Raw genomic sequence first — 26,610 nt, 5'->3', positions numbered from 1 at the left:
CAAGTCCCGTTCTCCACAAGGGAATCGAGTCAACCGGCCGCCTCGCGCGTTAGCCGTTCCAGGGAGTGGGAGATCTTTTGTTGACACATCCAGCAATTCCCTCATGACGGAACGTAAGCCGCAGTTCGGAATAGTGAGTCGTGGGCTGTCACCCCGCCCCGGTAGCCTTGGGCGCGTGATTGACCTTCGCCTGCTCCGTGAGGACCCCGACCGAGTGCGCGCCTCGCAGCGCGCCCGTGGAGAGGACGTCGCGCTCGTCGACGCCCTCCTGTCTGCCGACGAGCGGCGCAGGTCGTCCGGCGTCCGCTTCGACGAGCTGCGTGCCGAGCAGAAGCAGCTCGGCAAGCTCATCCCCAAGGCCGCGGGGGACGAGAAGGCCGAGCTGCTGAAGAAGGCGAGCGAGCTGGCCGCCGACGTCAAGACGGCCGACGCCGAGCGCGACGCGGCCGACGCCGAGACCCAGGAGCTGCTCCTGCGGCTCGGCAACCTCGTGCACCCCGACGTCCCGGTCGGCGGCGAGGAGGACTTCGTCACGCTGGAGACGCACGGCGAGATCCGCGACTTCCCGGCCGAGGGCTTCGAGCCTAAGGACCACCTGGAGCTCGGCACCCTCCTCGGCGCGATCGACGTCGAGCGCGGCGCGAAGGTGTCCGGCTCGCGCTTCTACTTCCTCACCGGCGTCGGCGCCCTGCTGGAGCTGGCCCTGGTCAACGCGGCGATGGCCCAGGCCACGGCGGCCGGCTTCACGCCGATGCTGACCCCGGCGCTGGTCCGTCCCCAGTCGATGGCCGGCACCGGCTTCCTCGGCCAGGCCGCGCAGGACGTCTACCACCTCGACAACGACGACCTCTACCTCGTCGGCACCTCCGAGGTCCCGCTCGCCGCGTACCACATGGACGAGATCCTCGACGCCGACCAGCTCCCGCTGCGCTACGCGGGCTTCTCGCCCTGCTTCCGCCGCGAGGCCGGCTCGCACGGCAAGGACACCCGGGGCATCTTCCGTGTGCACCAGTTCGACAAGGTCGAGATGTTCTCCTACGTCGCTCCCGAGGACTCGCAGGCCGAGCACCAGCGCCTGCTGGAGTGGGAGAAGCAGTGGCTGACGTCGCTCGAGCTGCCGTTCCGGGTCATCGACGTCGCCTCCGCCGACCTCGGCTCCTCGGCCGCCCGCAAGTTCGACTGCGAGGCCTGGATCCCGACTCAGGGCAAGTACCGCGAGCTGACGTCGACCTCGGACTGCACCGAGTTCCAGTCCCGGCGGCTGTCGATCCGGGTGCGTGAGGACAAGAAGGTGCGCCCGCTGGCGACACTCAACGGCACGCTGTGCGCCGTACCGCGCACCATCGTGGCGATCCTGGAGAACCACCAGCAGGCCGACGGCTCCGTCCGGGTTCCCGAGGTGCTGCGCCCGTACCTGGGCGGCCGGGAGGTCCTGGAGCCGGTCGCCAAGTGAGTGCCGCGTCTCCCTCCGGGGGGTTCCCCTACAGGCTGATCGCGACCGACCTCGACGGAACGCTCCTGCGCTCCGACGAGTCGGTCTCGCGGCGCACCCGTGACGCCCTCACCGCGGCCACCGAGGCCGGTGCCGCGCACATCGTCGTCACGGGCCGCGCGGCCCCCTGGACCCGGCACATCCTCGACGACCTCGGCTACCGGGGCCTCGCCGTCTGTGCCCAGGGCGCGCAGGTGTACGACGCCGGCGAGCACCGTCTGCTGACGTCGGTGACCCTGGACCGGCAGCTGGCGGGCGTGGCCCTGGCCAAGATCGAGGCGGAGGTCGGGCCGCTGTTCCTCGCGGCGAGCCGCGACGGACTGGACGGCGAGGTCCTGGTGGGCCCCGGCTACGCGGTCACGGGCGCCCTCCCGGCCACCCCGTTCACGGACGCGTCGGATCTGTGGGCCGCCCCGCTGAACAAGATCTACATACAGCATCCGGACCTGACCGACGACGAACTGACGGAAGCCGCCCGCCGCGCCGCAGGCGGCTTCGTCACAGTGGCCATGGCGGGCGAGGGCATCGTGGAACTGCTCCCCCTGGGCCTGTCCAAGGCGACCGGACTCTCGCTGGCGGCCCGCCGACTGGGCATGAAGGCGGCGGACACGATCGCCTTCGGCGACATGCCCAACGACATCCCGATGTTCGCCTGGGCGGCGAGGGGCGTGGCGATGGCCAACGCCCACGAGGAGCTGAAGGCGGTGGCGGACGAGGTGACGTCTTCCAACGAGGAGGACGGGATCGCGGTGGTGCTGGAGCGGTTGCTGGGCTGAGGCCGACCGATGTCTGGCGGCTGGCGGGCTGGCGGGCTGGCGGGCTGGCGGGCTGGCGGGCTGGCGGGCTGGCGGGCTGGCGGAACCATAGCCGCGGGCAGTCGTGTGCCGCTGGGGCGGCACGGGTGGGCGAGGGCGGCAACCCGCCGGCGCCGGGCTGCGCGGCCCAGCTCTCACCCGCAGCGCCGGCACTTCTCAAACGCACCCAAGCCCTGCACCACGGCCAAGCCCAAGTGGCAACGTCTCGCGGAGGATGCACGGATCGAACGTGCGCGGGGTTGCCCCCGACCGCGGCTTAGCAAGCCGGTGCCTTACCACTCGGCCAATCCTCCGGGTGGGCGGCCCACGCGAGAGCGACATCGCGTGCTCGAAGCGGCCGCCCCGGGCAGCTCCATCTGCGGAACGGGCTCGACGGCGGGGTAACTACACCGGAGCCTGCCGCAGGCTGCCCTGACGGGAGCTGGACGTACTGCCGTGCATGGACATCGTCCTGCTCCTCTCCCAGAACGCGGCGCCGGCCTCAACCAGCGTCTTCGCCACAACCATGGTGCATGTACGCCGAGTTGGGCGCCACTGATTAAAAGGCCCGGAAAGGCGCCACTGGCCCCTTACCGGCCAAGCCCCCTACCGGCGCCGCCACTTGCGCCGACGCCCCTTGCTGAAGAACCACCCCGCCGGCGGCTCGTCCGAGCGCCACGGCTGTGGCTCGGGCTCCTCATGGCGCCAGCGCGCGGCCAGCATCCGGGCCCGGGCGGACGGCTCCGACGTCTCGGCGGACCGTATGAAGTCCTCGTCCAGGACGAGGTCGTCGTCCCAATCGTCTGCCATCCCCGTTCCTCTCCGCCTTTCAGCCGAGCATTCTTCTCAGTCGAACATCCTCTTTTGCCCAGTGTGCCTGGACAGTGGTGAAGCCCCCGTCAAGAGCGGGCCCGGTAAAGGGCCCGCTCCTTTACATCTCACCGGCGTCCTTACTCCTCACCGGCCAGCGTCAGCGACCGCAGCTTCTGTCCCGCGTACCAGGTCGCGAGGACGGTGACCACGGCCAGCAGCACCGTCGCCGTGGGCAGTGCCACGTCCGACGTCACCATCTCCCCGCCGGCCACCTTCTGCGCCACCGCCAGCGCCCACTGCTGAACGCTCAGCGTGCGCGCCCCGGACACCAGGGAGCCGAACAGGGCCTCCCAGACCAGCGCGTAGACCAGCCCGAAGACCACCGCGTGCCGGGACACCGTGCCCAGCAGCAGGAAGATCGCGGCGTAGGCGATGGAGGCGACCAGCGCGGCCACCGTGTAGGCGACGGCGATCTGCTGGCCGTTGCCGTTGAGGATGTAGCCCGCGATCAAGGTGGGCAGCGCCGAGAACACCATCGTCACGGCGATCGCCACGATCAGCTTGGTGAAGATGATCGCCGGCCGCTTCACCGGCTTGGACAGCAGATACACCACCGAGCCGTCGTCGATCTCCGGCCCGATCGCGCCGGTGCCGGCGATGACGCCGATGATCGGCACCATGGTGGCCAGCGCCAGCCCGCCGAGCAGGTCCGCGGCGGTCTGGTCGTCGGCTCCGGCGAGCACGCGCACCACCACGGAGATCGCGATGAGCAGCAGCGGCAGCGCGCCCAGGATGAGGGCCCGGCGGCGGCCGAGCAGGGCTCGGTAGGTGAGCCGGGCGACTGTGGGGTCGTACATCTTCGGCCTCCTACGCCGCGACCAGATACGAGAAGACGGACTCGAGGGACTCGTCGGACGGCGAGACCGTGAGCAGACGGATGCCCTGGTCACGCGCCACCCTCGGCAGCAGGGCGGTGAAGCGGCCGAAGTCGACGGCCTGGATGTGCAGCGCGCCCTCGGTCAGGTCGACCTCGATGCCGGACGTCGACGGGTCGGCGATCAGCGCGGCCGCGAGGGCGCGGTCGTCGCTGGAGCGCACCAGGTAGCGGTGCGGCCGGTCGGTCATCAGACGGCGGATCTTGCGGAAGTCACCGCTGGCCGCATGCCGCCCCGCGACCACCACCTCGATGTGCCAGGCGAGTTGCTCGACCTCTTCGAGGATGTGGGAGGAGAACAGCACCGTGCGCCCCTCGTCACCCATGCGCCGCAGCAGATCCATGAGCTGCATGCGCTGGCGCGGGTCCATGCCGTTGAAGGGCTCGTCGAGCAGGAGCAGCGAGGGGTCGTGGACCAGGGCGCTCGCCATCTTCACGCGCTGGCGCATGCCCTTGGAGTACGTCTGGATCTTGCGGTCCTGGGCGTACTCCATCTCGACCGTGGCCAGGGCCTTCTGGGCGGCCTTGGCGCCCAGGCCGTGCAACTCGGCGTTGGCGACGACGAATTCGCGGCCGGTGAGGAAGTCGTACATCGCCTCGCGCTCGGGGACGATGCCGATGTGCTTGTAGATCGCCTCGTTGCGCCAGACCGGCTGTCCGTCGAGGGTGACCGTGCCGGTGGAGGGGGCCAGGAAGCCGCCCATCATGTTGATCAGGGTGGACTTTCCGGCGCCGTTGGGGCCGAGCAGGCCGGTGACACCGGGGCCGATCGTCATGGTGATGTCGTTGACGGCCACCACGTTGCCGAACCAGCGGGAGACGTGGTCGATCGAGAGCGTGGTCACAGTCCGACCTTTCGGTAGCGGCGCATCAGCAGGCCGTAGGAGGCGGCGATGAGGCCGAGGGCGACGAGGACGTAGACCGCGCCCTCTGCGTTGTCCGGGCCGACTCCACCGGGGAAGGCGGACGTGGCGCCCAGGAAGGCGGACTGCACCCCGTCGATGAGCGTGACCGGCGAGAACAGGCCGATCCAGGGGATGGCGCTCGAACTGTCCTGCACCTCGGCGATGGCCTGGAGGGTGGACACCGCCCCGTAGGAGATGGTCATCACGGCGATCACGGCGGCGATACCGAAGCCGCGGCGCGGGGTGACCGAGGCGATGACCAGGCCGATGCCGGCGAACAGCAGTGAGAGCAGTGCCACCGAGACGAGTCCCTGTGCGAATCCCTTGGTCTGGTCGGCGAAGTCGAGCTTGGCCAGCAGCGCGCCCACATAGAGCACCAGCAGCGGGGCCGCGGTGAGGATGAACAGCGCGGAGGCCAGTGCCGCGAACTTCGCCCGGACGTAGTCGGCGGTCTCGATGGGCCGCGAGAAGTACAGCGGCACGGTCTTGAAGCGCAGGTCGCGGGAGACGGACTGGGGTGCCTGCGAGGCGACGTACAGGCTGATCACGGCCTGCATGATGATCGCGTAGCGCGTGTAGTCGACGGGCAGGTCGTTGGCCTTGGTGGCGACCGCGACGGCGACCATGATGGCCGCGGGCACGCACATCACCACGAACAGCAGCATCGGCAGCACCTTGGACTTCACCGAGCGGCCCAGGCCGTAGGCGCCGCGCAGGGACTGCGAGTACAGCGACCGGATGGCGTAGGAGCGGCCGAGGCGGGGGCCGTCGTAGGTGCGGTAGCCGATGTTGTGGATGCGGGTCTGGTCACCCGACTGTGCGACTGGTGTCCGCGTGGGCTGCTCAACCGCCATGGCCGACCGCCTCCTTCCGCTGTGCTTCGGTGCTCTGCTCGCTGCCCTGCTCGCTGTCGGTGAAGACTTCCGAGATGTGGTGCCGGCGCTGCTCCATGCGCACCAGGCCCAGGCCGAGGTCGGCGACCACGTCGCGCACCAGGTCGTAGGTCTCGTCGCCCTGCGCGGTGAGCAGCAGGATGTGGCCGGCCCCGGGGAGGCCGCCGCTGCCGTCGAGGACGTCCACCCCGCGCGCGTGGAGCGCGTCGCGCACCGCGCGGGTGCCGTCCGGGTGGTCGTCGGTGTCGGTGACCTCGATGGCGAGGGTCGTGGTGGTCTGGGTGAAGTCGGTGGTGGAGCTGGAGCGCAGGAGCTTGCCGCCGTCGATGATGACGACGTGGTCGCAGGTGCGCTCCAACTCGCCCAGCAGGTGGGAGGTGACCAGGACCGAGATGCCGAAGTCGGTGTGGATACGGCGGATCAGGCCGAGCATCTCGTCGCGGCCCACCGGGTCGAGGCCGTTGGTCGGCTCGTCCAGGAAGACCAGATCCGGGTCGTGCACCAGAGCCTGGGCCAGCTTCACGCGCTGCTTCATGCCGGTCGAGTAGCCGCCGATGGGGCGATAGCGCTCCTCGTACAGACCGACGTGGCGCAGCGTGTCCGCAGTGCGCTCGCGGGCGGCGGCGGGCGGCAGGCCGGACATACGGGCCATGTGCACGACGAACTCGGTGGCCGAGACGTCGGGCGGCAGGCAATCGTGCTCCGGCATGTACCCGACGCGCTCACGGATGGCGCCGCCCTTGGTGGCGACGTCGAGTCCGAGCACTTCGGCGCGGCCCTCGGTGGCGGGGGACAGACCCAGCAGGATCTTGATCAGTGTGGACTTGCCGGCTCCGTTGGCTCCGACGAGTCCGGTCACACCGGGCCCGACGTCCACGGAGAGCCGGTCAAGCGCGGTCACCCTCGGGAACCGCTTGCTCAGGCTTTCGGTCGCGATCACAGTCACGCTTCGAAGGTAGTGACGCGCACCACGCCGGTCGTCACCCCGTAGAGCTGTCTTGGGGTCAGACTCCAGATGTACGGGACCCTAGGGGTCACCCCGAGGTCGAACAACGCGGCCCGGGGTTTCCACATCGGCGTGGTTGTCCACAGCCCGGGGGCAGCCCTATTGACGCAGCCTCTAACAACTGTCACATTCGCCAGTGTCAAGTTACGCGCACGTACCGCAGTCGGTGGGCGAAGAGGGCGGTGGCATGACTACGGCGGTGACAGGCGAACTCCGTGCGGATTCCGCGGAACTGCAGGGATTCAGACGGGTCCAGCGGCTGGCGTACGAGTGCGCGGAGGCCGTCGCTGCGCGACTTGAGCCGGGCATCACCGAGCGCGAGGCGGCGCGCATGCAGCGCGAGTGGCTGCGTGAGCGCGGGGTGCGCGACTGGTTCCATCTGCCCTTCGCCTGGTTCGGGGACCGCACGGCGTTCGTGAACTTCCGCATCCCGCTGCAGTTCTTCCCCACCAACCGCCGGCTGGCGCCCGGGATGCCGTTCATCCTGGACATGGCCCCGGTGTACGACGGCTACACGGCCGACATCGGCTACTCGGGCTCGCTCGGCATCAACCCGGTGCAGGACAAGCTGATGGCCGACCTGGAGGCGCACCGGGAGCTGATCCTGCGCGAGGTGCGCGAGCGGCGGCCACTGAGGGAGATCTACGAGGACGTGGACCGGCTCATGGTCCGCCAGGGCTATGCCAACCGGCACCGCGCCTATCCCTTCGGGGTGATCGCGCACAAGGTCGACCGGGTGCGCCAGCGCCGCCGGCCGACGCATGTCTTCGGGTTCGGCACCCAGTCCCTGAAGGGCCTGGCGAGCGACGCACTGCACGGGCACCGCGAGGGCTGGTCCCCGCTGTGGTCGCCGTACCGCTTCTCCGACCACCCGCCGCAGCCGGGCCTGTGGGCGGTCGAACCGCACCTCGGCTTCCGGGGTACGGGCGCGAAGTTCGAGGAGATCCTGGTCGTCACCGACTCCGCGGATCCCGAGGAGAGCGCCTTCTGGCTGGACGACGATCTGCCGCATGTGCGGCGCTGGGCGGAGGAGAGGTGACGGTGCCGGTGACTCTTCATGGCGCGCGTGAGCGCCGGGTGCGGACCGGCGGGGTCGAGCTGTGCGTCGCCGAGCTGGGCGATCCCGGGCAGCCGACGGTGATCCTGGTGCACGGCTATCCGGACAGCAAGGAGGTGTGGTCCGAGGTCGCGCCGCGGCTGGCCGACCGCTTCCATGTCGTGCTGTACGACGTCCGGGGCCATGGCCGGTCGACGGCACCGAAGCCGCTGCGGGGCGGGTTCACGCTGGAGAAGCTGACGGACGACTTCCTGGCCGTCGCGGACGCGGTCAGCCCGGACCGGCCCGTGCATCTGGTGGGGCACGACTGGGGCTCGGTGCAGGCCTGGGAGTTCGCCACGGTCAAGCGCACCGAGGGCCGGATCGCGTCCTTCACCTCGATGTCCGGGCCGTCCCTTGACCACTTCGGCCACTGGATCAGCCGGCGCCTGAAGCGCCCCACGCCACGCCGTGTCGGCCAGCTCCTCGGCCAGGGCGCCAAGTCCTGGTACGTCTACGCGCTGCACACACCCGTACTGCCCGAACTGGCCTGGCGCGGCCCGCTGGGCAAACACTGGCCGCGCATCCTGGAGCGCGTGGAGAAGGTCCCCGGCGGCGGCTACCCGACGTCGTCCCTGCCGACGGACGCGGCGCACGGGGCGTGGCTGTACCGGGACAACGTACGGGCCCGGCTGCGCCGTCCGCGCGCTGACGCCTACGCACACGCGCCCGTGCAGCTCATCACGCCCTTGGACGACGCATTCCTGTCGGAACGGCTCTACGACGAACTGGAGCTGTGGGTTCCGCAGTTGACCCGGCGCACACTGCCGGCGAAGCACTGGATACCGCGTTCGCGCCCCGACCAACTGGTGGGGTGGATCACGGAGTTCGTGACGTCCGTGGAGGGCGGGCGGCCGGAAGGGGTGACGGCGACCGGGAAGTACGCCGATCGCTTCGGCGGGCAGCTCGTCCTGGTCACCGGCGCGGGCAGCGGCATCGGACGGGCGACGGCGTACGCGTTCGCCGAGGCCGGCGCGCGCGTGGTGGCCGTCGACCGGGACGCCGAGGCCGCGGCCCGCACCGCCGAGACGTCCCGGCTGATCGGCGCGCCCGAGGCCTGGGCCGAGACGGTCGACGTCTCCGACGAGCAGGCCATGGAGAAGCTCGCCGTGAAGGTCGCCGAGGAGTACGGCGTGGTGGACGTCCTGGTGAACAACGCCGGGATCGGCCTGTCGGGCTCCTTCTTCGACACCACGCCGGAGGACTGGAAGAAGGTCCTCGACGTCAATCTGTGGGGCGTGATCCACGGCTGCCGGCTCTTCGGCAGGCAGATGGCCGAGCGCGGGCAGGGCGGCCACATCGTCAACACCGCGTCGGCGGCGGCGTATCAGCCCTCCAAGGCGCTGCCCGCCTACAGCACCTCCAAGGCGGCCGTACTGATGCTGAGCGAGTGCCTGCGCGCGGAACTGGCCGGGCAGGGCATCGGCGTCACCGCGATATGCCCGGGCCTGGTCAACACCAACATCACCTCGACCGCGCACTTCGCCGGCGTCGACGCCGAGGAGGAGAAGCGGCGCCAGAAGAGGTCCGCGCGGCTGTACGGGCTGCGCAACTATCCGCCGGAGAAGGTCGCCGACGCGATCCTGCGGGCGGTGGTGCGCGGTGAGGCCGTTGTTCCGGTGACTCCGGAGGCGCACGGGTCGTATCTGATGTCGCGGTTCGCGCCGCGGGCGCTGCGCAGGATCGCGCGGTTGGAGCCACGGCTTTGAGTTCGGCCGACGGGCCGCCGGCCCCGTCCGCGTACCGGATCGAGGACCTCGCGCACCGCAGCGGTGCCACGGTCCGCACCATCCGCGCCTACCAGGACCGGGGCCTGCTCCCCCGCCCCGAGCGCCGTGGCCGCGCCAACGTCTACTCGGACGCCCATCTCGTCCGCCTGCGCCAGATCGCCGACCTGCTCGACCGCGGCTACACCCTGGCCTCCATCAAGGAACTCCTGGAGGCCTGGGACGCCGGTCGCGGCCTGGGCGGGATACTCGGCCTGGCCGCCGAGGTCGACGGGCCGTGGACCGACGAGGAGGCGGTACGGATCTCACGCGCCGAGCTGAACGAGCGCTTCGGCGGTGCTCCGGACGACGCGGCCGTGGCGGAGGCCGTGGAGCTCGGCGTGCTGGAGCCGGTCCCCGGCGACGCGGACACCTTCGTCGTGCCGAGCCCTCAAGAGCTGGCCGTGGCAGTGGAGTTGCACGCGGCAGGGGTGCCGCTGTCCGCGATCTCGGGCCACTTGAGGGAGTTGAGGGGACAGGTCGAGCACATCGCCGCCCGTTTCCTGGAGTTCACCACCGAGCACGTCTTCGCTCGCTACCTCGACGGACCACACCGCCCGACGGACGCGGAGGCGGCCGAAGCGGCCTCTCTCGTACGACGGCTGCGCCCGCTCGCCCAGCACACGATGGACGCGGAACTCGCCCGCGCGATGCGCCTGTTGGCGGTGCGGCAGCTGCGTCAACACCTGGGCGCGGCCGAGGAGCCGGATTCTCGCAAAAGCTCTCGAAATGTGCCGATCCCTATGGAGACAATGCGCGCCGTCGAGGCCTTGGTTGGTCCGGAGCAGGCCGCGGAGTTCATCACGTTTGCCGCCGAACGGGAAGTGCGAACCCGGTCCTTGGACCGGCTTGCCGCAAATCACGGCCCATTACCTGGTCTTGACGAAACCCCTTGAGAGCACGGCTCGTTGTCCACAGAATCGCCAATTCCCCTGTGGATAACCGCACTTGGTTGTGGATCAAACATCGGGACCGAAATCGTTCGCGTGATTCTGGTCGCTCCCGGCAGTCTGGCGGCATGGACGAAAGACGCACCGTGAAGGTGTCGAAGTACCTCTCGAAGCACCTGCGCCACCAACCCATGGGGGCACCTCCCACGCCCTTAAGGCAGTGGGGGAGCATCGGGCTGACGCTCGACGAGGGCGGCTGGGTCGAGATCGACACGCTGATCGCCGCCGCGGCCGCGCACGGATTCCGGTTCACCCGGGACGAGCTGGACCATGTGGTCGCCGCCAACGACAAGAAGCGCTTCGCGATCGAGGGCACCCGGATCCGCGCCAGCCAGGGTCACAGCATCGACGTCGACCTCGGACTGCCCCCCGCGACGCCGCCGCCGTACCTCTACCACGGCACCGTCGCCCGCAATCTGGACGCGATTCGCAGCGCCGGAGCCATGCACCGCGACGGCCATGTCTTCCACATCAGCGCGAACGGCGTGTGGCTGACGACGGCGGTGCCGCAGTACCTGCGCTTTCCCGACTCGCACTGATCGCACGCCCGGGAGGCGAGCCTTTCTTGCTCTGGGAGGGGCTGCTTACGGCATGATCGGTGGTATGGACCAATTCCGTAGGGATCGATTCCGTGGGAACCAGTTCCCCACCACCGAAGCCGCCGTCACCGCTCTCCGCGCCCTCGCCGCCGAGTACGGCCGCGAGATCGAGGTGAGCCATGACATCGGCGCCGACCAGACCTCCCGCCGCAGCGCCGCGGGCGTCGGCGTCACCACGGACCCGGACGGCTCGCTGCCCCATGAGGCATACGTCGAGCTGGGCGGTTCGCCCAGGGTGAGTGTGCGGATCTACCCGGAGGACGACGCGCTGATCACCGTCGAGGGCGTGGAGTGCCCCGATGTCCGGCGGGACGACGTACCCGCCTTCCTGCGCTCCGTCTTCGACGGCCTCGCCTACGTCAAGGCGCGCCGCTTCCCACCGGGCTACTTCCTGATCGTGCCGCTGCCCGGCGACCGCACCCACCGGGAGTTCATGCCGATGCTCAGCCTCAGTCCCTGGCTGAGCAGCCGTGTGCGGTGACTGTTTCACGTGAAACCCATTCGGCCGCATAGGCTCGACGCATGAGTTTGCGCCTGAGCACCGTGATCCTTCCGTACCGCCGCTGGTCCGAGGGGGGTCGCAAGGCATGGCAGCACGCGGAGCAGCTCGGGTTCCACACCGCATACACCTACGACCACCTGTCCTGGCGCAGCTTCCGGGACGACCCGTGGTTCGGTGCCGTGCCGACGCTGACCGCAGCAGCGGCCGTCACCGACCAACTGCGGCTGGGCACCCTGGTGACCTCGCCGAACTTCCGGCACCCGGTGACCCTCGCCAAGGAACTGGTCTCCCTCGACGACATCTCGGGCGGGCGCGTCACGCTCGGTATCGGCGCCGGCGGCACCGGCTTCGACGCCACCGCACTCGGCCATGAGCCGTGGACCCCGCGAGAGCGTGCCGACCGGTTCGGCGAGTTCGTCACGCTGCTGGACCGGCTACTGAGCGAGGACTCGGTGTCGTACGAGGGCGACTTCTACTCGGCGCACGAGGCCCGCAACATTCCGGGTTGTGTGCAGCGTCCCCGGCTGCCCTTCACGGTCGCCGCGACCGGTCCGCGCGGGCTGCGGCTGGCGGCGCAGTACGGGCAGGCCTGGGTGACCACGGGGGACAAGAAGGTGAACGAGAGCGGTACCCCCGAGCAGTCGATTCAAGCCATTCGCGGACAGGCCGAGAAGCTGGCCGACGCATGTGCGGCGCTCGGCCGCGACACGGCCGGGCTCGACAAGGTTCTGCTCACTGGATTCACTCCGGACCGCGGCCGTCCGCTGGAGTCCCTCGATGCGTTCGTGGACTTCGCGGGGCGCTACCAGGAGCTCGGATTCACCGAGATCGTGGTCCACTGGCCGATCCCCGACTCGGACTTCGCGGCCGACGAGAAGGTCTTCGAGCAGATCGCCATGGAGGCGGCGGCACAGCTCGGCTGAGGTGGACAGCTCGGTGCGCCGGGAGGATCGACCGTGCTGGTCAGGGGGCTGTCGGCGGTGATCTCGGGGAGGTGTCTCCCCAGGTGCCGCCTCAGATGTGCGGACTGCCGCACGGTCGTGCGGGCATATGCGGGAGAATGACCCGGTGACCTCAGCGACCCGACAGCCCCGCAACCCGGCCGCCGCAGTGCGCCCCCGGCTCATCGCCACCGACCTGGACGGCACCCTGCTGCGGGACGACAAGTCCGTCTCCCCACGCACGGTGGCCGCGCTGGCGGCCGCCGAGGAGGCGGGCATCGAGGTGTTCTTCGTCACCGGCCGCCCGGCGCGCTGGATGGATGTCGTCAGCGACCACGTCCACGGTCACGGCCTCGCGATCTGCGGCAACGGCGCCGCGGTCGTCGACCTGCACGGTGGCGCCGGCGCCCACCGGTTCGTGAAGGTGCGGGAGCTGGCGCGGGAGAACGCGCTGGACACTGTGCGGCTGCTGCGTGAGGCGGCGCCGGGCACGGTGTACGCGGTGGAGCAGACGTACGGCTTCTACCAGGAGCCGGACTATCCCAAGCTGCACATGGAGATACCGGACGAGCTCGCGCCGGCCGAGAACCTCCTGGCGCCGGACGCGCCCGGCGCCGACGAGCCGGTGCTCAAGATCCTCGCCTATCACCCGGAGATCGATCCGGACGTCTTTCTGACCACGGCCCGCCTCGCCATCGGCGACCGCGCCAACGTCACCCGCTCCAGCCCCAGCGCCCTGCTGGAGATCAGCGGCCCCGGCGTCTCCAAGGCCAGCACGCTCGCCCTGTGCTGTGCCGAGCGCGGTATCTCGCACGAGGAGGTCGTGGCTTTCGGGGACATGCCCAACGACGTCGAGATGCTGACGTGGGCGGGCCGGTCGTACGCGATGGGCAACGCGCACCCGGATGTGATCGCCGCCGCGTCGGGCCGCACGGTCGCCAACAACGAGGACGGGGTCGCGGTCGTGATCGAGCAGATCGTGGCGGAACGGCGCTAGGCCCGGTCGTCACATTCTCGTCGTCCGCCCGGGGCTACCCGAGGTGCACGCCCCGCTCCGTCAGCCACGGCACCGGATCCACCGCCGAGCCCATTTCGGGGGTGATCCGCGCCTCGAAGTGCAGATGCGGGCCGGTGGAGTTGCCGGTCGTGCCGGACTGGCCGATCCACTGCCCGGTGTCGACGCGCTCGCCCTGGTCGACGGCGACGGAGGCGAGGTGGGCGTACTGCGTGTAGTAGCCGTCCGTGTGCCCGACGACGACCTCCATGCCGAAGGCGCCTGCGCACGACACCTTGACCACGCGTCCGTCGCCGACCGCCCGCACCGGCGTGCCGATCGGCACCGCGAAGTCCTGTCCGGTGTGCCGGTTCGCCCAGCGAAGGCCGCCGCTGCCGAACGCGGCGGACAGCTCGTAGGACTTCAGCGGCGCGACCCAGGCGCTGGTGAACTCCTTCTGTTTCCGGTCGATCCGGACGGCGCCCGGGCAGGAGCCGGCGGCCACTGAGGCGTCGGCCTGCCCCTGCAACTGCCACCGCGCCGCTTCGAGCTTCTGCTCGATGCTCCTCTTCAGCTCGGCGAGCTCGGCATTGCGCTTCTCCAGCGCCCGCCAGGCAGCCGCGGCCTTGGCCTCGTCCTTGACGAGCTGGGCCTCCGCGCGACGGCTCTTCTCGATGGCGTTGCCGACCGCCATGTTCGTCTGCGAGAACACACGCTGACCACGCATCAACTGCTCCGGGCTCGACGCGAGGATGAGCTGCGCGGTGAGCGGCATCCCGCCGCTGGTGCGGTACTGGGCCCGTGCGATCCGGCCCAGATCCTCGCGCAGCGCGCCGATCTCCCGCCGCTCACGGTCGAGCAGCGCCTCGATCCGCTGGGCCTGCGCGCGCTGCCCCTCGGCCTCCTGCCGCCCCGTCTCATACCGCTCCGTCGCCCGGGCCGCTTCCTCGTAGAGCCGCACGACCTGTCCGCTCAGCCCCAGGTCGTCTCCGATTCCGATGTCCTCTCCGTCGCCGACGGCACCGGCGGGCCGGGCCATGAGCAGGGTGAGCGCACACAGCAGTGCCGGAACGACCAGGAACCGACGGCAATGTGAACGCATGCCAGCGATCCTGGCGTGCGGTGGGGCAGGGAGCCCGTTCAGGTCGTGCGCCTGGGGGACGTGTTGCTGCGGACGGGTCAGTACCGCTGTTGACGCGAGCAGCGGCAGGTGACGCACCGGCTCCGGTCCGTGCGTGACACGGGAGCTACGGCGCCCCCACGAGCAGGTCCGCCGCCTCCTCACGCTCCACCATCCCCCGCAACGGCCCGTCCACGGCGGCCAGCTCCGCGAACGTCCCGCGCTGCGCCACCCGCCCCTGAGCCAGGACGACCACCTCGTCCACCGCCTCCAGCCCGGCCAGGCGGTGGGTGATGAGCAGGGTCGTACGGCCCTCGGTGGCGGCCAGCAGGTCGGCGGTGAGGGCGTCGGCGGTGGGCAGGTCGAGATGCTCGGCGGGCTCGTCGAGGACGAGGACGGGGAAGTCGGCCAGCAACGCGCGCGCGAGCGCCAGCCGCTGCCGCTGCCCGCCCGACAGCCGCGCCCCGTGCTCGCCCACGAGCGTGTCCAGCCCGTCGGGCAGACCGTCGGCCCAGTCCAGCAGCCGGGCGCGCTCGAGGGCGTCGCGCAGTTCGGCCTCGGTGGCGTCCTTCCTGGCGAGGAGCAGGTTCTCGCGCACGGAGCTGTCGAAGAGGTGCGCGTCCTGCGCGCACAGCCCGACGAGCCGCCGCACATCGTCGCCGTCCAGCGCGTACGCGTCGACGCCGCCCAGCGTGTACGAGCCCGCGTCCGCGTCCAGGAAGCGCAGCAGCACCTGCGCCAGCGTCGTCTTGCCGGACCCGGACAGCCCGACCACGGCGATCCGGCGGCCCTGTTCCAGGGTCAGGTCGAGACCGGCGAGCGCGTCCCGGTCCTGGCCCGCGTGACGGGCGGTCAGCCCTCGGACGGCGACCGGGAAGGGCGACGCGGGCGCCTGCCGGGGGCGCTCCGGCTCCCGTACGGGTTCGGGCGCGTCCAGCACCTCGTACACACGCTCGGCGCTCCTGCCCACCCGTTGCCGGTACTGCACGGCGAGCGGCAGCCCCAGGACGGCCTCGAAGGCGGCCAGCGGGGTGAGGACGACGACGGCCATCGTCACGCCGCTCAGCCGCCCGTCGGCGACCGCCTGGGCGCCGACGAGGGCGGTGGCGGCGACGGTGAGCCCGGAGATCAGCGCGGTGAGCCCGTCGCCGAGCGCGGTCGCGGCGGCGGCCCGTGAAGCGATCCGGGTGAGCGCCCCGTCGGCGCGGCGCGCCTCGGCCGCGCGGCTGGGCAGTGCGCCGGCGACGGTCAGCTCCGCGGTGCCGGTGAGCAGATCCGTCACGCGGGTCGCGAGGGCTCCTCGGGCGGGGGCCAGCTTGTGCTCGGCGCGGCGGGCGACAGCGGCCGTGATGAGCGGGACTGCGGCCCCGGCCGCCAGCAGCCCGGCCGCGAGCACGGCGCCGGCCTCGGGCAGCAGCCAGGCGGTGAAGCCGACGGCGCCCGCGGACACGACAGCCGCGGCGGCCGTGGGCAACAGCCACCGCAGCCAGTAGTCCTGCAGCGCGTCCACATCGGCGACGAGCCTCGACAGCAGGTCGCCCCGGCGGGTGCGGCGCAGCCCGGCGGGCGCCAGTCGCTCCAGCCGCCGGTAGACGGCGACCCGGGTATCGGCCAGCATCCGCAGCACCGCGTCGTGCGACACCAGCCGCTCGGCGTACCGGAACACGGCCCGCCCGATGCCGAAGGCCCGCGTCGCCGTCACGGCCACCATCAGATAGAGCACGGGCGGCTGCTGCGAGGCCCGCGAGATGAGCCACCCGGAGGTGGCCATGAGCCCGACGGCGCTGCCGAGCGCGAGGCTCCCCAGCAGCAGCGCGAGGGCGAGACGGCCACGCCGGGGACCTGACATGGCGCGGACGCGGGCGAGGACACCACGTCCGTCCGCGGCCGCGACAGGCGCGGCCACGGCGTCCTCCGAAGCCGCGCGCCCGTGCTCTTCCCTCTGGACGGGACGGTCGGCGGCCGCCTTGGGCAGGGCCTCGGGCGTCTCGGCCTCAGCCAGCCGCACCACCCGGTCCGCGACGCCCAGCAGCGCCGGCCGGTGCACCACCAGCAGCACCGTCCGCCCCACGGCGAGCCTGCGCACGGCGTCGACGACCTCCGCCTCGGTGGCCCCGTCGAGCGCGGCCGTCGGCTCGTCGAGCAGCAGCACGGGCCGGTCCGCGAGGAACGCCCGGGCCAGCGCCAGCCGCTGCCGCTGCCCCGCGGACAGCCCGGACCCGTCCTCACCCAGCCCGGTGTCGACGCCCTCGGGCAGCGCGTCCACGAACTCCAGCGCCCCGGCGTCCGTCAGTGCCCGCCGTACGGCGTCGTCGTCCGCGTCGGGGCGTGCCAGCCGTACGTTCTCGGCGATCGTCCCGGCGTACAGGTGGGGCCGCTGCGGCACCCAGGCGATCCGCGAGCGCCACTCCTGAAGGTCGAGCTCGGCGAGGTCGGCTCCCCCGACCAGCACCCGCCCGTCCGTCGGCCGCACAAACCCCAACAGCACGTTCAGCAGTGTGGACTTGCCCGCGCCGCTCGGCCCGACGAGCGCGACCGTCTCCCCGGGTTCGACGGTGAAGGACGCTCCCGACACCGCGTCGGCGCAGCGGCCGGGGTAGCGGACCGAGACGCCGTCGAACGTCACCGCTCCCGTCGGCACAGTCGCGCTCCCCGACGCCGGCGCCGGCGTCTCCAGCACCTCGAAGATCTCTTCGGCCGCGGACAGTCCCTCGGCCGCCGCGTGGTACTGCGCGCCCACCTGACGCAGCGGCAGATAGGCCTCGGGCGCCAGCACCAGGACGACCAGGCCGTCGTAGAGATGCATCTCGCCGTGGACGAGACGCATGCCGATCGTCACGGCGACCAGGGCCACCGAGAGCGTCGAGAGCAGTTCCAGGGCGAAGGAGGAGATGAAGGCGATCCGCAGGGTCCGCATCGTGGCCCGGCGGTACTCGCCGGTGATACGCCGGATCGACTCGGCCTGTGCCTTGGCCCGGCCGAACACCTTCAGGGTCGGCAGGCCGGCCACGACATCCAGGAAGTGCCCGGACAGCCGGGAGAGCAGTCGCCACTGACGGTCCATCCGGGACTGCGTGGCCCAGCCGATCAGCATCATGAAGATCGGAATGAGCGGCAGGGTGCCGACGATGATGGCCGCCGACACCCAGTCCTCGGTCACGATCCGCGCCAGCACCGCCACCGGCACGACCACCGCCAGCCCCAACTGCGGCAGATAGCGCGAGAAGTAGTCGTCGAGGGCATCGACCCCGCGCGTGGCGAGGGCGACCAGCGATCCGGTCCGCTGTCCGCTCAGCCATCCGGGCCCCAGCTCGGCCGCCCGCTCCAGCAGCCGCCCCCGCAGCTCCGACTTCACCGCCGCGCTCGCACGGTGAGCGGCGAGTTCGGTCAGCCAGGCGACCACCGCGCGGCCGATGGCGACAGCCACCAACAGCAGCAGGGGAGTGCGCAGTTCAGCAGCGGACATGCCGTGCTGGAACGCACCCACCACTGCCTCGGCGATGAGCATCGCCTGGGCGATGACCAGTACCGCGCCGACGGCGCCCAGGCCGACGACCGCGATCAGGAAGAGGCGAGTGGCGCGGGCGTATCGGAGGAGGCGCGGATCGATTGGTTTCACGTGAAACACACCTCAGTGCACGGTTTCGGCGATGTGCTGCGTGCCGATCCGCTTGCGGAAGACCCAGTAGGTCCAGCCCTGGTAGAGCATGACGATCGGAGTGGCGATGACCGCACACCAGGTCATGATCTTCAGGGTGTAGGGGCTCGACGAGGCGTTGGTCACCGTGAGGCTCCACTCGTCATTGAGTGAGGACGGCATGACGTTCGGGAAGAGCGTCAGGAAGAGCATCGCCACGGCGGCCACGATCGTGACGCCGGACAGGGCGAACGACCATCCCTCGCGCCCGGCCTGGTTCGCCGCGAGCGCCGCGACCAGCGCCGCGACGGCCACGATCATCGCGACAAAGCTCTGCCCGTCACCGTTCTCGACCTGCGTCCAGAGCAGGAAGATCAGTGCCAGCGCGGCCGTGGCGAGGCCGACCCACAGCGCCAGCCTCCGTGCCCGCTCCCGGATCTCCCCGACAGTCTTGAGCGCGGTGAACACCGCACCGTGGAAGGTGAACAGCGTCAGCGTCACCAGACCGCCGAGCAGCGCATACGGGTTGAGCAGGTCCAGGACGCTGCCCACATACTCATGGCTCTGGTCGAGCTTCACGCCCCGCACGATGTTGCCGAAGGCCACACCCCACAGGAACGCCGGGATCAGCGAGCACCAGAAGATCGCGTGCTCCCAGTTGCGCTGCCAGTTCACCTCGGGCCGCTTCGCCCGGTACTCGAAGGCCACGCCCCGGACGATCAGGCAGACCAGGATGAGCAGCAGGGGCAGATAGAAGCCGGAGAAGAGCGTGGCGTACCACTCGGGGAAGGCGGCGAAAGTGGCGCCGCCCGCCGTGAGCAGCCAGACCTCGTTGCCGTCCCAGACGGGGCCGATCGTGTTGATCAGCACCCGCCGCTCGGGTCGGTCGCGGGCGAGCAACTTGGTGAGGACGCCGACCCCGAAGTCGAAGCCCTCCAGGAAGAAGTAGCCGATCCACAGGACGGCGATCAGGACGAACCAGACGTCGTGCAGTTCCATGACTGTGCAGCTCCCTCGGCCTAGTACGAGAAGGCCATCGGCTTGTCGGCGTCACGGGAGTCGCCGCCGATCTTCGTGGGCGGATTCAGGTCGGCCTCCGTCAGCTCGGGCGGGCCGGCCTTGACGTACTTCGCGAGGAGCTTGACCTCGACGACGGCGAGGATGGCGTACAGCGCGGTGAAGACGATCATCGAGGTGAGGACCTCGCCCTGGGAGACGCCGGGGGAGACCGCGTCACGGGTCCGCAGGACGCCGTAGACCACCCAGGGCTGACGGCCCATCTCGGTGAAGATCCAGCCCCAGGAGTTGGCGATCAGCGGGAAGGCCAGGGTCCAGATCGCGATGCGCCAGTACCACGTGGTCAGCTTCGGGCTGAGTGCCTTCTTCGGGAGCAGCACCAGATGCGGCACCTCGTCGTCACCGACCCTCAGGTGCTGCGGCAGCATGAACTTCTTGCGGGTCAGCCAGAGTCCGGCCAGGCCGATGGCGAGCGACGCCATGCCGAAGCCGATCATCCAGCGGAAGCCCCAGTAGGCGACGGGGATATTGGGCCGGTAGTCACCGGGACCGTACTGCTCCTGCTCGGCCTTGTTGACGTCGTTGATACCGGGGACGTACGAGCTGAAGTCGTCCTTGGCCAGGAAGGACAGCAGGCCCGGAATCTCTATCGCGACCTCGTTGTGGCCCTTGTCGACATCGCCGACGGCGAAGATCGAGAAGGGTGCCGGCTCCTCGCCGTCCCACAGCGCTTCGGCCGCGGCCATCTTCATCGGCTGCTGCTCGTACATGATCTTGCCGAGGACGTCGCCGCTGACCGCGGTGAGCATGCCGCCTATGACGACCGTGATCAGGCCGAGCCGGAGCGAGGTCTTCATCTCACGGATGTGCTTCTTGCGCAGCAGGTGGAAGGCGGAGATGCCGACCATGAACGCGCCGCCGGTGAGGAAGGCCGCGGACAGGGTGTGGAAGGCCTGGGCGAGGGCGGTGTTCTGGGTGAGCACGAGCCAGAAGTCGGTGAGCTCGGCCCGTCCCTTCGCCTCGTTGATCTTGTAGCCGACCGGGTGCTGCATCCACGAGTTGGCCGCCAGGATGAAGTACGCCGACAGGATCGTGCCGATGGAGACCATCCACATACAGGCCAGGTGGATCTTCTTCGGCAGCTTGTCCCAGCCGAAGATCCACAGTCCGATGAAGGTGGACTCGAAGAAGAAGGCGATCAGCGCCTCGAAGGCGAGCGGAGCGCCGAAGATGTCACCGACGAAGCGGGAGTAGTCGGACCAGTTCATGCCGAACTGGAACTCCTGCACGATGCCGGTGACGACACCCATCGCGATGTTGATCAGGAAGAGCTTCCCCCAGAACTTCGTCGCTCTGAGGTACTTCTCCTTTTCCGTGCGCACCCAGGCGGTCTGCAGCCCGGCCGTGAGGGCGGCCAGTGAGATCGTCAGGGGAACGAACAGGAAGTGGTAGACGGTGGTGATACCGAACTGCCATCGCGCCAGGGTCTCCGGCGCCAGAGCCAGGTCCACGTCGCAACATCTCCTTGCGTCGCCGTGGGGACATGCTTGTGAACGCGTTCACATTCACAAGCATTATGACCCATGGCCGCTCGAGGCCCGATAGGCGGGGGGTCCCCAACGCCGACCAGCTGGACCACCAGGGAGGGGCCACGCGACCCATGGCGCCGCAGGACTTTCCAAGCGCTTCAACATCTTGTTGAATTCGCGCCATGCAGATACGGATCTCATGGCCTGCGGGGCACCTCACCGCACGCCTGGACGACACTCCGACCGCACAGGCTCTCGCCAAGGCCCTGCCGATGGCCTCCACCGCCCACACCTGGGGCGAGGAGGTGTACTTCGACACAGGAGTGTCCGTTTCACGTGAAACGGACGCACGACAGGTCGTCGAGCCTGGCACGGTCGCCTTCTGGACCGACGGCGACGCACTCGCCCTCCCCTACGGCCCCACGCCGATCTCGCAAGGCGACGAGTGCCGCCTCGCGAGCCCGTGCAACATCCTGGGCCGTCTCGACGACGACCCCCGACTGCTGGCAACGGTGCGCGACGGCGACCCCGTGCGCGTGGAACTGGCTTAACCGGCGGACGCCTAGAGCTCCTTACGGAACCCTTCCGCCACCTTCAGGAAGATGTCGTTCGCCTCGGCCTCCCCGACCGTCACCCGCACACCCTCGCCCGGGAACGGCCGGATCACCACTCCCGCCTGCTCACAGGCCTGAGCGAAGGCGACCGTGCGCTCCCCCAGCCGCAGCCACACGAAGTTGGCCTGGGTCTCGGGCGCTGTCCAGCCCTGAGCGCGCAGCCCGTCGACCACGCGGTTGCGCTCGCACACCAATGACCCGACCCGGCCGAGCAGTTCGTCCTCGGCACGCAGCGAGGCGATGGCCGCGTCCTGCGCGAGCTGGCTCACCCCGAAAGGCACCGCCGTCTTGCGCAGGGCCGCCGCGACCGGCTCCTGGGCGACCGCGAAGCCGACCCGGAGGCCGGCGAGACCGTAAGCCTTGGAGAACGTCCGCAGGACACAGACGTTCGGCCGCTCGCGGTAGATCTCCACCCCGTCCGGCACCTCGGGGTCGCGGATGAACTCGCGGTACGCCTCGTCCAGCACCACCAGGACGTCACCGGGCACCCGGTCGAGGAACCGCTCCAGCTCGGCCCGCTTCACGACCGTGCCCGTCGGGTTATTGGGATTGCAGACGAAAATCAACCTGGTGCGGTCGGTGATGGCGGCGGCCATCGCGTCCAGGTCGTGCACCTCGCCCTCAGTCAGCGGCACCTTGACGGATGTGGCACCGCTGATCTGCGTGATGATCGGGTACGCCTCGAAGGACCGCCACGCGTAGATGACCTCGTCGCCGGGTCCGGCGGTGGACTGCAGGAGCTGCTGGGCGACGCCGACCGAGCCGGTGCCGGTGGCCAGATGGGAGAGCGGGACGCCGAAGCGCTCGGACAGCTCGTTCATCAGAGCCGTGCACATCATGTCCGGGTAGCGGTTGAAGGACGAGGCGGCGGCCGTCACGGTCTCCATCACGCCGGGCAGCGGCGGATAGGGGTTCTCGTTGGAGGACAGCTTGTAGGCCACCGGGCCACCGGCCGCGGCAGGCTTGCCCGGCTTGTAGGTGGGGATACCCTCCAGCTCGGCGCGCAGCTTGGGGCTCGTCTCGCTCACCGCAGTCCTCCTCGCGACCACCGGCGGCCCATCACCACCGCCGGCTCCAATACTTCTCACCTTATGAGGATTCCGCGCCAATGCGTACAGGTGAGGAAGGGCCGATCCACGCAACCGCGGCGGAACCCCCTGCTGACCTCACCTGTCACACCTGCATCACGGGCATCGTCGTACGAAGGCGTACGAATCGGGGGGCGCGCCATACATATATCTACGCGCCGGTGGCTCACGCCGTAGCGCGCATCCCCCGTGAAGGTGAGTTGAGACCTCTTCGAAACATCGGACACTTGGCAGGCCCATGCGCGCCGACAAGTCACGTCTTGCCATTGGATCGTTCAACTCCCTTGCTTTCAAAGGGATTTGACGGCGGATGACCTTGCAGAAACGTGCCTGTCAACGATTGCATATGCGTCCGCACTACCCCACCGCATGAGCCCTACTATCGGCTCGCCATGACAGCAGCAGGGAAGCACCAGGTGAGCCGCGCGGAAACCTCACGTCGAGGAAGTCGGCCCGGTCGGGCGGGCATCAGAGACGTGGCGGCCGCCGCCGGGGTCTCCATCACGACCGTCTCCGACGCCCTCAACGGCAAGGGCCGGCTCCCCGACGCCACCCGACGCCATGTCCGCGAGGTGGCCGACCGGCTGGGCTACCGGCCCTCGGCCGCCGCCAGAACACTCCGTACCGGCAAGTCGGGACTCATCGGCCTGACCGTGACGACCTATGGGGATGAACCTTTCACCTTCACCGAGTTCGCGTACTTCGCCGAGATGGCCCGCGCCGCCACCTCGGCCGCGCTCGCCCGCGGCTACGCCCTCGTGATCCTCCCCGCGACCTCGCGCCACGACGTCTGGTCCAACGTCGCCCTCGACGGCACCGTCGTCATCGACCCGTCCGACCAGGACCCGGTCGTCAGCGAACTGGTCAGACAGGGCCTCCCGGTCGTCTCCGACGGCCGCCCCGCCGGCTCGCTCCCGGTCACCGCCTGGGTCGACAACGACCACGAGGCCGCCGTACTCGGCATCCTCGACCACCTCGCCGACGCGGGCGCCCGCCGGATCGGCCTGCTCACGGGCACCACGACGGACACGTACACCCATCTGTCGACCACCGCGTACCTGCGCTGGTGCGAGCGCGTCGGCCAGGACCCGGTGTACGAGGCCTACCCGGCGCACGACCCATGCGCGGGCGCCGTGGCCGCCGACCGGCTGCTCGCCCGCCCCGACCGGCCCGACGCGGTCTACGGGCTGTTCGACCCGAACGGCACCGACCTGCTCGCCGCCGCCCGCCGCTACGGTCTGCGCGTACCGGACGACCTGCTTCTGGTGTGCTGCAGCGAGTCCACGGTGTACGCCAACACCGAGCCGCCCATCACCACGCTCTCCCTGAAGCCGCGCCGCATCGGCACGGCGGTGGTCCAGCTCCTCATCGACGCCATCGAAGGGCTGGAGTCGGAGCAGACGGTCGAGCAGGTGATACCGACCGAACTGATCGTGCGTACCTCGTCCCAGCGACGTCCGCCGCGTACCACGGTCAGCCCGCCCCGGTCCCCCGAGGACCGCTAGGAGCACGCCGGGACACGGCACAGCATGGCCGGGGGAACGCGCCGAGCGCGCTCGGCGCGTGGTCGAAGCCCTGCCCAATCGGGGCGAAAGCCGCGTTGAACAGGAGTCCTGCTCCGATTCACCACCCCTGGGTCATCACATGGCGCGATCGGCATTCCTATGATGGGCCCACGACACCCGCGGGCCGCTGCGACCAGGCAGTCCGATGCGGTGCAGATGCGGCGCGATGGTGGAGGGGTCTGATGACTCAGGGGGCCGGTCAGGGACCCGAGGTGGAGCGCACGGCGACGTTGCGCGACTTCCGGGTGCCCGCGTACGTCCACGAGGCCGGTCCGTACGCCCACAGCACGCACCCGGGCGAGGTCGCCCCGCCCCTCGACGAGACCTACCCCGAGGGGTACACGCCCACCGAGCGCGACCTCCCGGTGATCAACCGCGGTGACACGGTGCAGGTCGCCGTCGACCCCGCCGCCCTGCCGACCCCGCAGTCCACGGCCGGTCCCGGCCCGCTGTTCGTCGTCGGTGATGTGCACGGCTATCTCGACGAGCTGGTGGCCGCCCTGAAGGAGAAGGGCCTCATCGACTCGGCGGGGAACTGGTCCGCGGGCACCGCCCGGCTGTGGTTCCTCGGCGACTTCACCGACCGCGGCCCGGACGGCATCGGCGTCATCGACCTGGTGATGCGGCTGTCCGCCGAGGCCGCCGCGGCCGGCGGCTACTGCAAGGCCCTGATGGGCAATCACGAGCTGCTGCTGATCGGTGCCAAGCGCTTCGGCGACACCCCCGTCAACTCCGGCGCGGGCACCGCCACCTTCCAGGCGGCCTGGCTGCTCAACGGCGGCCAGAAGACCGACATGGACCGCCTCCAGGACCACCATCTGCAGTGGATGTCCCGGCTGGACGCCATGGAAGCGGTCGACGGCCATCTGCTCGTGCACTCGGACACCACCGCCTATCTCGACTACGGCGACTCGATCGAAGCGGTCAACGACACCGTCCGCGAGACGCTCACACGCAACGACGCCGACGAGGTCTGGGACCTGTTCCGCAAGTTCACCAAGCGCTTCTCCTTCCGCGACGAGGGCGGCGCCGACCATGTGCGCTCCCTGCTCGATACGTACGGCGGCACCCGCGTCGTTCACGGCCACAGCCCCATTCCGTATCTGCTGGGCGAGGTCGGCTCCGAGGACGACGAGGACGGCAACGGCCCCGTGGTCGAAGGACCGCACGTCTACGCCGAGGGCCTCGCCATCGCGATGGACGGCGGCGTGACCATGGCCGGAAAGCTGCTGGTCCAGCAACTTCCCCTGGATATCTGAACGTTCACCGGGCAGACGTCCCCCACCACGCAGGGACGGAGGACGGCGCAGGCCAGGCCCCAATTTTGGCAAACCCCCTGTCACCGTGTGCCGTCACCGCTCTACCATCGGCTTATCCGTAGCAGGCTCCCCTCCGTTTCTGCCCGACGGCTCGTTGGCATGCGAGCCCCAAGCCCTACGGAGCATCGGGGGATGCACATGAACAGCGTTCCGCAGCACCTGCACAGTGAGGACCGCCAGGAGTACGAGCGGATCCTCGATGAGGCGCTGCGCTCCGCACCACACCGCCCGGAACTGGCCGCTGTGGGACAGCGGCTCAACCCCGAACAACTGCGCACCATGGCGCTGAACGCCACCGCACTCATCACCGCGGCCGCGGCGACCGAGTACCAGCACTACGTGAAGGTCCGCGAGGAACTGCGCCGGCCGGCGCCGTCCACCCCGTCTTCCGCCCGCGATTCCGGCTCCACCGAGTCGGGCACGGGCGGGATGGGGCTCGCCACCACCATGGGAGAAGTCGCCGAGACGGCCGGCCCCGGTGTCGTCGCCGTGGTCGCCGTCCTGGCACCCGTCCTCGCCGGCACCGCCGCGGCGATCTTCCTGCTCGTCGGCTACATCCTGAAGATGTTCAACCCCGAGCCGGCGTTCGCCCAGACGATGCTCACCACCGGATGGGTGTTCGGCGCCGTCGCGGCGGCAGCGATCCTGGTCGCCGCCGTCGGTCTGCTGCTCACCGCTCTGCGCAACCGGCCGGCCTTCGTCTCCGGGCCGTACGGCGAGCTGAGCGAGGAGGTGGCCCGGGCCAGGGAAGCCTGGCGCGAAGCCCTGCTGGAGCGCGGCATCCTGCCCTTCCTGCGGGAGGCACTGGCCGACCCCGGCACGGCGGCGGTCCTGCACCGCACACCACCGTCGACACCGGCGGGCCGGATGCCGAACCTCGGCTACGGCCGCCCCGGTTTCAGCAGCCCGGACGACGGACCACCCTCCACCGGCTCCCGTCCGAGCTTCAGCAGCCCGGACTACACGAGCCCGGACTTCGGAGGGCCGGACCACAAGCCGGAGTAGCCCCTCGACTTGCGCCCCCGCCGTGCGAAGG

Annotated in this window: 23 protein-coding genes and 1 tRNA gene; 13 read left to right on the top strand and 11 right to left on the bottom strand. The window is 70.1% G+C overall.

What is annotated here, in order from left to right:
* Window positions 1-175: 175 nt before the first annotated feature.
* Both serS and ACP4J3_RS08860 read left to right on the top strand, forming a co-directional pair.
* Window positions 176-1,453, top strand: coding sequence for a serine--tRNA ligase (serS, locus tag ACP4J3_RS08865; protein ID WP_426532160.1), 1,278 nt, complete (start codon window positions 176-178; stop codon window positions 1,451-1,453).
* Window positions 1,450-2,268, top strand: coding sequence for an HAD family hydrolase (locus ACP4J3_RS08860; RefSeq protein WP_426532158.1), 819 nt, complete (start codon window positions 1,450-1,452; stop codon window positions 2,266-2,268). Before serS ends, ACP4J3_RS08860 begins: the two co-directional genes overlap by 4 nt.
* Before the next feature lie 247 nt (window positions 2,269-2,515).
* On the opposite strand, the gene ACP4J3_RS08855 is transcribed toward ACP4J3_RS08860, so the two are convergent.
* From ACP4J3_RS08855 to ACP4J3_RS08830, 6 genes are all read right to left on the bottom strand, one after another.
* Window positions 2,516-2,600: transfer RNA gene (locus ACP4J3_RS08855), tRNA-Ser, on the bottom strand.
* A 292-nt stretch (window positions 2,601-2,892) separates the two neighbouring features.
* Window positions 2,893-3,096: a hypothetical protein gene (locus ACP4J3_RS08850; protein ID WP_426532156.1), complete on the bottom strand. Its 204-nt coding sequence runs from the start codon at window positions 3,094-3,096 to the stop codon at window positions 2,893-2,895.
* Window positions 3,097-3,236: 140 nt separating this feature from the next.
* Entirely contained in the window at window positions 3,237-3,956 is a 720-nt protein-coding gene (locus tag ACP4J3_RS08845; protein ID WP_426532154.1) for an ABC transporter permease subunit, read from the bottom strand.
* A gap of 10 nt (window positions 3,957-3,966) precedes the next feature.
* Complete coding sequence (locus tag ACP4J3_RS08840) at window positions 3,967-4,878, bottom strand: ABC transporter ATP-binding protein (protein ID WP_426532152.1); 912 nt, start codon at window positions 4,876-4,878, stop codon at window positions 3,967-3,969.
* A complete protein-coding gene (locus ACP4J3_RS08835) occupies window positions 4,875-5,792 on the bottom strand; it encodes an ABC transporter permease (protein WP_426532150.1) in 918 nt (305 codons plus the stop codon). Before ACP4J3_RS08835 ends, ACP4J3_RS08840 begins: the two co-directional genes overlap by 4 nt.
* Window positions 5,782-6,771 (bottom strand): ABC transporter ATP-binding protein, encoded by a 990-nt coding sequence (locus ACP4J3_RS08830; RefSeq protein ID WP_426532403.1) that lies wholly within the window; start codon window positions 6,769-6,771, stop codon window positions 5,782-5,784. Before ACP4J3_RS08830 ends, ACP4J3_RS08835 begins: the two co-directional genes overlap by 11 nt.
* A gap of 253 nt (window positions 6,772-7,024) precedes the next feature.
* Between ACP4J3_RS08830 and ACP4J3_RS08825 the strand changes: the two genes are divergently transcribed.
* The 7 genes from ACP4J3_RS08825 (at window position 7,025) to ACP4J3_RS08795 (ending at window position 13,688) form a co-directional block, all read left to right on the top strand.
* Window positions 7,025-7,876, top strand: coding sequence for a M24 family metallopeptidase (locus ACP4J3_RS08825; protein ID WP_426532148.1), 852 nt, complete (start codon window positions 7,025-7,027; stop codon window positions 7,874-7,876).
* Between the two features lie 8 nt (window positions 7,877-7,884).
* Complete coding sequence (locus ACP4J3_RS08820; RefSeq protein ID WP_426532146.1) at window positions 7,885-9,642, top strand: SDR family oxidoreductase; 1,758 nt, start codon at window positions 7,885-7,887, stop codon at window positions 9,640-9,642.
* Window positions 9,639-10,595, top strand: a complete 957-nt coding sequence (locus ACP4J3_RS08815; RefSeq protein WP_426532144.1) for a MerR family transcriptional regulator — start codon at window positions 9,639-9,641, stop codon at window positions 10,593-10,595. Before ACP4J3_RS08820 ends, ACP4J3_RS08815 begins: the two co-directional genes overlap by 4 nt.
* A gap of 122 nt (window positions 10,596-10,717) precedes the next feature.
* The gene (locus ACP4J3_RS08810) at window positions 10,718-11,188 is read left to right on the top strand and encodes an RNA 2'-phosphotransferase (RefSeq protein WP_426532142.1); all 471 of its coding nucleotides are present in this window, start codon (window positions 10,718-10,720) and stop codon (window positions 11,186-11,188) included.
* A gap of 64 nt (window positions 11,189-11,252) precedes the next feature.
* Window positions 11,253-11,729: a hypothetical protein gene (locus tag ACP4J3_RS08805; RefSeq protein ID WP_426532140.1), complete on the top strand. Its 477-nt coding sequence runs from the start codon at window positions 11,253-11,255 to the stop codon at window positions 11,727-11,729.
* 41 nt (window positions 11,730-11,770) lie between these two features.
* On the top strand, window positions 11,771-12,673 hold the full coding sequence (locus tag ACP4J3_RS08800) for an LLM class flavin-dependent oxidoreductase (RefSeq protein WP_426532138.1): 903 nt from the start codon (window positions 11,771-11,773) through the stop codon (window positions 12,671-12,673).
* A 127-nt stretch (window positions 12,674-12,800) separates the two neighbouring features.
* Entirely contained in the window at window positions 12,801-13,688 is an 888-nt protein-coding gene (locus ACP4J3_RS08795) for a Cof-type HAD-IIB family hydrolase (protein ID WP_426532136.1), read from the top strand.
* Between the two features lie 34 nt (window positions 13,689-13,722).
* On the opposite strand, the gene ACP4J3_RS08790 is transcribed toward ACP4J3_RS08795, so the two are convergent.
* The 4 genes from ACP4J3_RS08790 to ACP4J3_RS08775 all read right to left on the bottom strand — a co-directional run bounded on the left by ACP4J3_RS08790 (window position 13,723) and on the right by ACP4J3_RS08775 (window position 20,970).
* Window positions 13,723-14,787 (bottom strand): peptidoglycan DD-metalloendopeptidase family protein, encoded by a 1,065-nt coding sequence (locus tag ACP4J3_RS08790; protein WP_426532134.1) that lies wholly within the window; start codon window positions 14,785-14,787, stop codon window positions 13,723-13,725.
* Window positions 14,788-14,932: 145 nt separating this feature from the next.
* Window positions 14,933-18,424, bottom strand: coding sequence for a thiol reductant ABC exporter subunit CydD (gene cydD, locus ACP4J3_RS08785; RefSeq protein ID WP_426532132.1), 3,492 nt, complete (start codon window positions 18,422-18,424; stop codon window positions 14,933-14,935).
* Between the two features lie 12 nt (window positions 18,425-18,436).
* Window positions 18,437-19,441, bottom strand: coding sequence for a cytochrome d ubiquinol oxidase subunit II (gene cydB / locus ACP4J3_RS08780; protein WP_426532130.1), 1,005 nt, complete (start codon window positions 19,439-19,441; stop codon window positions 18,437-18,439).
* A gap of 20 nt (window positions 19,442-19,461) precedes the next feature.
* Window positions 19,462-20,970, bottom strand: a complete 1,509-nt coding sequence (locus ACP4J3_RS08775) for a cytochrome ubiquinol oxidase subunit I (protein WP_426532128.1) — start codon at window positions 20,968-20,970, stop codon at window positions 19,462-19,464.
* A gap of 200 nt (window positions 20,971-21,170) precedes the next feature.
* Between ACP4J3_RS08775 and ACP4J3_RS08770 the strand changes: the two genes are divergently transcribed.
* The gene (locus ACP4J3_RS08770; protein ID WP_426532126.1) at window positions 21,171-21,539 is read left to right on the top strand and encodes a cyclophilin-like fold protein; all 369 of its coding nucleotides are present in this window, start codon (window positions 21,171-21,173) and stop codon (window positions 21,537-21,539) included.
* An 11-nt stretch (window positions 21,540-21,550) separates the two neighbouring features.
* On the opposite strand, the gene hisC is transcribed toward ACP4J3_RS08770, so the two are convergent.
* Complete coding sequence (gene hisC, locus ACP4J3_RS08765) at window positions 21,551-22,630, bottom strand: histidinol-phosphate transaminase (RefSeq protein WP_426532124.1); 1,080 nt, start codon at window positions 22,628-22,630, stop codon at window positions 21,551-21,553.
* 452 nt (window positions 22,631-23,082) lie between these two features.
* Here hisC and ACP4J3_RS08760 point away from each other — a divergent pair, with 452 nt between their 5' ends.
* From ACP4J3_RS08760 to ACP4J3_RS08750, 3 genes are all read left to right on the top strand, one after another.
* Window positions 23,083-24,195 (top strand): LacI family DNA-binding transcriptional regulator, encoded by a 1,113-nt coding sequence (locus ACP4J3_RS08760; RefSeq protein ID WP_194043899.1) that lies wholly within the window; start codon window positions 23,083-23,085, stop codon window positions 24,193-24,195.
* A gap of 242 nt (window positions 24,196-24,437) precedes the next feature.
* Window positions 24,438-25,514 (top strand): metallophosphoesterase, encoded by a 1,077-nt coding sequence (locus tag ACP4J3_RS08755; RefSeq protein ID WP_426532122.1) that lies wholly within the window; start codon window positions 24,438-24,440, stop codon window positions 25,512-25,514.
* 192 nt (window positions 25,515-25,706) lie between these two features.
* A complete protein-coding gene (locus tag ACP4J3_RS08750; protein ID WP_426532120.1) occupies window positions 25,707-26,579 on the top strand; it encodes a hypothetical protein in 873 nt (290 codons plus the stop codon).
* Window positions 26,580-26,610: the final 31 nt, after the last annotated feature.

The organism is Streptomyces sp. UG1, from assembly GCF_049974585.1.
Classification (GTDB): domain Bacteria; phylum Actinomycetota; class Actinomycetes; order Streptomycetales; family Streptomycetaceae; genus Streptomyces.
The sequence above is the reverse complement of the archived record's forward strand: the minus strand, read 5'-3'. Positions and strand labels throughout refer to the sequence as shown.

Excerpts from the sequence above, each read along its gene's own strand:
- ACP4J3_RS08850 (WP_426532156.1), bottom strand. The coding sequence starts at position 3,096 with ATGGCAGACGATTGGGACGACGACCTCGTCCTGGACGAGGACTTCATA.
- ACP4J3_RS08845 (WP_426532154.1), bottom strand. The coding sequence starts at position 3,956 with ATGTACGACCCCACAGTCGCCCGGCTCACCTACCGAGCCCTGCTCGGC.
- ACP4J3_RS08835 (WP_426532150.1), bottom strand. The coding sequence starts at position 5,792 with ATGGCGGTTGAGCAGCCCACGCGGACACCAGTCGCACAGTCGGGTGAC.
- ACP4J3_RS08825 (WP_426532148.1), top strand. The coding sequence starts at position 7,025 with ATGACTACGGCGGTGACAGGCGAACTCCGTGCGGATTCCGCGGAACTG.
- ACP4J3_RS08810 (WP_426532142.1), top strand. The coding sequence starts at position 10,718 with ATGGACGAAAGACGCACCGTGAAGGTGTCGAAGTACCTCTCGAAGCAC.
- ACP4J3_RS08805 (WP_426532140.1), top strand. The coding sequence starts at position 11,253 with ATGGACCAATTCCGTAGGGATCGATTCCGTGGGAACCAGTTCCCCACC.
- ACP4J3_RS08800 (WP_426532138.1), top strand. The coding sequence starts at position 11,771 with ATGAGTTTGCGCCTGAGCACCGTGATCCTTCCGTACCGCCGCTGGTCC.
- ACP4J3_RS08795 (WP_426532136.1), top strand. The coding sequence starts at position 12,801 with ATGCGGGAGAATGACCCGGTGACCTCAGCGACCCGACAGCCCCGCAAC.
- ACP4J3_RS08790 (WP_426532134.1), bottom strand. The coding sequence starts at position 14,787 with ATGCGTTCACATTGCCGTCGGTTCCTGGTCGTTCCGGCACTGCTGTGT.
- cydB (WP_426532130.1), bottom strand. The coding sequence starts at position 19,441 with ATGGAACTGCACGACGTCTGGTTCGTCCTGATCGCCGTCCTGTGGATC.
- ACP4J3_RS08770 (WP_426532126.1), top strand. The coding sequence starts at position 21,171 with ATGCAGATACGGATCTCATGGCCTGCGGGGCACCTCACCGCACGCCTG.
- ACP4J3_RS08760 (WP_194043899.1), top strand. The coding sequence starts at position 23,083 with ATGACAGCAGCAGGGAAGCACCAGGTGAGCCGCGCGGAAACCTCACGT.
- ACP4J3_RS08755 (WP_426532122.1), top strand. The coding sequence starts at position 24,438 with ATGACTCAGGGGGCCGGTCAGGGACCCGAGGTGGAGCGCACGGCGACG.
- ACP4J3_RS08750 (WP_426532120.1), top strand. The coding sequence starts at position 25,707 with ATGCACATGAACAGCGTTCCGCAGCACCTGCACAGTGAGGACCGCCAG.